This window comes from Tropicimonas sp. TH_r6, from assembly GCF_033101155.1.
Classification (GTDB): domain Bacteria; phylum Pseudomonadota; class Alphaproteobacteria; order Rhodobacterales; family Rhodobacteraceae; genus Tropicimonas.
This window is the reverse complement of sequence record NZ_JAWMPX010000076.1, coordinates 1-1,838: the sequence shown is the minus strand read 5'-3', so window position 1 is coordinate 1,838 and position 1,838 is coordinate 1. Positions and strand designations below refer to the sequence as shown.

At 61.6% G+C, this 1,838-nt stretch carries 4 protein-coding genes; all 4 read right to left on the bottom strand.

Translation table 11 applies throughout. The features are described 5' to 3' along the window. Nucleotides 1–128: 128 nt before the first annotated feature. Nucleotides 129–506: a hypothetical protein gene (locus R3X27_RS25440; protein WP_317711712.1), complete on the bottom strand. Its 378-nt coding sequence runs from the start codon at nt 504–506 to the stop codon at nt 129–131. Nucleotides 507–596: 90 nt separating this feature from the next. Next, entirely contained in the window at nt 597–803 is a 207-nt protein-coding gene (locus R3X27_RS25435) for a hypothetical protein (protein WP_317711711.1), read from the bottom strand. Nucleotides 804–884: 81 nt separating this feature from the next. Then, nucleotides 885–1,340: a hypothetical protein gene (locus R3X27_RS25430; RefSeq protein ID WP_317711710.1), complete on the bottom strand. Its 456-nt coding sequence runs from the start codon at nt 1,338–1,340 to the stop codon at nt 885–887. 80 nt (nt 1,341–1,420) lie between these two features. Then, the gene (locus R3X27_RS25425; protein ID WP_317711709.1) at nt 1,421–1,669 is read right to left on the bottom strand and encodes a hypothetical protein; all 249 of its coding nucleotides are present in this window, start codon (nt 1,667–1,669) and stop codon (nt 1,421–1,423) included. Between the last annotated feature and the right edge of the window lie 169 nt (nt 1,670–1,838).

Below are 1,838 nucleotides of genomic sequence, written 5' to 3'. Positions count from 1 at the left end.
CGTTCAGGCCCCTTCGCGACTGACTACCGAATGTCTGCTGCGTCCCCCGCGCTGGGTAGGACGAACGAACTTGTGAAAGTTGATCGCGCAACCAGAAAAGCCGCCCCGCACACCGGGGCGACTATCTGCTACTCCCCGAACCAGAAGCATCTGGCATAGGTCAGTAGTGCCTCGTCATCCTCACGGCTCGTCTCGAAACCCGTCCAGGGCAGGAACCAGTCCTGCGCCTCCAACACGGCCGTTTCGGGCTCGTGAAATGCGTCCAGGCGACCGATGATGCGAACTGCCGGTCCGCCGGTGGCGAGAAGCAATCGGTATTCGGATAGTCCGTCATGGCCTGCTCCGTGGCTGTGCCACGGTTCCCTGACCTCAACGCTCAGTGCGTCTTCGGGGACGCGGTCGCGGGCTTCGCCGCTATCATCGTTTTCGAGCGGCTCCACAAGTTCGTGGATCGCCGCCAGGGCCGAACGGAAAACCTCCGCAAGCCGGTCATTGTCGTCTTTCATGGGGTATCTCCCTCTTATTGGGCGGCGGTCGCCGCCGCCCCGAGGGCGCCCGAAAAAGGCCCGCCACCCGGTCGGGCAGCGGGCAGGACGTCAGGCGATGGTCAGGCCATCGTCCTCGATGCCGTCGAAGATCGGAGGGGCATACCGGGTCTCGATCGCCAGGTGCTGTCCCAGCGACAGCGTGTCCTCGGGCAGGTGTTCCTGCACCCAGGCAAGTGCCGCCGCTGAGACAGGTCTCAGCAATATGAAGCCGCCAGCGAGCTTGGCCTCGAAATCTTCGTTGGTCGTGTCGGACATGGTGGTCTCCCTTCGGTTCGTTCGTCCTCCGGGTGCCCGAAAAAGCCCCGCGCCACCCTCTCTTGGGGTGGCACGGGAAACTCACTCTGCTGCCATGTGGGTCAGCAGGAGCCTGTCCTGGTGCAGTGTGTCGACGGCCTTCTGATAGATGTCGTCGAGCGACAGGCAGGTGATCCGCTCTTGCGGAGGTGCCTCGCCGCCAACAATGGCGACGGCATGGCCGTGGACCTCGCCGAAGCCGCATCCGGCGATCTTCAACACGCAGGTCTCGCCGATCGCGATGCGCCAGGAGAGTTCTTCTATGAACACATCCTCGTAGCGCTCTTCGTCGACCGTGTAATCTCCGGTCTCGTCGTCGTAGTGGTACACCGGCAGATTGGGTGCGTATTCCAGATCCCAGGCCGGGTAGAGCTTCGCGATGCCGTCGCGGGCCAGTTCGAAATCCACTTCCGGCCATTGCCGGATCCAGCGGACGAACTCATCCTCGTCATAGAGCCTGAACGGCTCGCTGCACCAGCTTCCGTATTCCAGACACATAAGTCATCTCCTTCTCGTTGTCCGGTTCCTCCGGGAGCCCGAGAAAGAGCCGCCCCGGCGATGTGCCGGGGCGGTGCTGTTCAACGCCTGAACAGGTTCTGGGTATTGTTGTCTTGGCCTTGCTGACCGTTGGGTCGTCCGTTCCCGTTGTCCCTGTGTTGAGGCTTCTGACTACCGTTGTTGTTCTGTCTCTGCCGTGCAGCGGCCAGTGGGGTGATCTCAATGCGATCTCCATTGGCGCGCTCCACGGTGATAACAGCATCTTCGCGAGTCAGAAGCCGGTTCAGGTCAGGGTCGGAGCCCTGCAGCCAGTTCCGCAACCATTTCATGGGTACTCCTTTCTGTTAGGGCGTCTTCCGATGGGAGCCCGAGAAAGATGTGGATGTGTGGTGACTGCGGCGGTTGCGGCGATCTATCGTTCGACAGCCCTCGCATCGTACTCCCGTTGTACAATTTCGCGTAAGGGCAACGTCCGTTCCCAAGCATTCCGCAGGTACT

Excerpts from the sequence above, each read along its gene's own strand:
- R3X27_RS25440 (WP_317711712.1), bottom strand. The coding sequence starts at position 506 with ATGAAAGACGACAATGACCGGCTTGCGGAGGTTTTCCGTTCGGCCCTG.
- R3X27_RS25435 (WP_317711711.1), bottom strand. The coding sequence starts at position 803 with ATGTCCGACACGACCAACGAAGATTTCGAGGCCAAGCTCGCTGGCGGC.
- R3X27_RS25430 (WP_317711710.1), bottom strand. The coding sequence starts at position 1,340 with ATGTGTCTGGAATACGGAAGCTGGTGCAGCGAGCCGTTCAGGCTCTAT.
- R3X27_RS25425 (WP_317711709.1), bottom strand. The coding sequence starts at position 1,669 with ATGAAATGGTTGCGGAACTGGCTGCAGGGCTCCGACCCTGACCTGAAC.